The organism is Photorhabdus stackebrandtii (genome assembly GCF_011189495.1).
GTDB lineage: Bacteria > Pseudomonadota > Gammaproteobacteria > Enterobacterales > Enterobacteriaceae > Photorhabdus > Photorhabdus khanii.
Genome location: NZ_PUJV01000106.1, coordinates 1 through 1562 on the forward strand (window position 1 = coordinate 1; position 1562 = coordinate 1562).

Genomic DNA, 1562 nt, shown 5'->3' on the forward strand with positions numbered 1-1562 from the left:
GAAGACTTATGTATCCATCAGTTATTTGAACGGCAGGCAGCGACAACCCCGGGCACTATTGCCCTGGTGCATGAAAATCAGTCGCTCAGTTACGCGGAACTCAATGCCCGGGCGAACCGACTGGCTCATCAATTAATTACGCTGGGGGTCGTGCCCGACCAGTTAGTGGCGATTTGTGTCTCACGCTCACCGGCCATGGTGGTCGGGATATTGGCCATCCTGAAAGCCGGTGGGGCGTATGTGCCGCTGGATCCGGCTTATCCCGGTGAGCGTCTGGCCCATATTCTCACTGATGCCGCCCCGGCAATTGTGCTGGTCGATGAGGCAGGACGAATCGTCTTAGGCGAACAAGCACTGATTGAACGAGTAGTGATTGACTTGAATAACCTGCCTGAGCAGCCGGAGAGTAACCCGCATATTTCAGTATTGACTGTCCGACATCTAGCTTATGTGATTTACACTTCCGGCTCCACCGGTACACCGAAAGGGGTGATGGTCGAACATCGGGGGCTAGTGAATTTAGCTTTAGCTCAAATAACTCGGCTTAATGTGGGGGGAACTAGTCGGGTATTGCAGTTTGCATCATTAGGTTTTGATGCTAGTGTGTCGGAAATTATGACGGCGTTAAGTGCTGGCGCTTGCCTTATCATAGCGAACAATATGATTCGTCGGGATCCATATTGCCTTTGGCATTATTTGGAAGAACAAGCGATAACACACGCTTTCTTGACACCAGCTTTGCTTAGTATAGGGTTTGATTTACCAGAGTTAACAGTAAATCCAACTATGATTCTGGCAGGTGAAACACCCAATATAGCCTTATTCCAAGCGTTATGTGGATGGACAAAACTGTTCAATGATTATGGCCCGACAGAAATAACGGTATGTGCCACTAGCTGGCACTGTCCGTCAGATTATAGAGGCACAGAGGTACCTATCGGGCGGCCGACCGCGAACACACAAATTTATCTGTTGGATGCAGAACGGCAGCTGGTGCCACTGGGGGCAACCGGTGAACTGTATATTGGTGGGGTTGGAGTGGCCCGGGGTTATCTGAACCGGCCTGAACTGACGGCAGAACGTTTCCTGGTTGACCCGTTCAACGATAAACCGGATGCCCGGATGTACCGCACCGGGGATTTGGCGCGTTATTTGCCGGACGGCAATCTGGAATTTTTGGGCCGCACTGACCAGCAGGTGAAAATCCGTGGTTTCCGCATTGAACCGGGGGAAATTGAAGCGCGGCTGGCCGAACACCCGGCGGTGCGTGAAGCCGTGGTGCTGGCACGGGGGGAAGGGCTGGACAAACGGCTGGTGGCGTATGTGGCGGCGGACGTGGAAGAAGGGCTGGTGAATAACTTACGTGAGCACCTGAGTCAAGTTTTGCCGGAGTATATGGTGCCGGCGGCGGTGGTGCGTCTGGACCGCTTCCCGTTAACCCCGAACGGCAAACTGGACCGCCGGGCACTGCCGGTGCCCGGGGAGGACGCCTTTGCCCGCCAGCGTTATGCAGCCCCGCAGGGCGCCACCGAAACCGCCCTGGCGGCGGTCTGGCGTGAGTT

Annotated in this window: 1 protein-coding gene; it reads left to right on the forward strand. The window is 54.5% G+C overall.

The features are described 5' to 3' along the window. Positions 1–1562: non-ribosomal peptide synthetase (locus tag C5470_RS21755; protein ID WP_166291876.1), on the forward strand; the 1562-nt coding region annotated here is incomplete at both ends.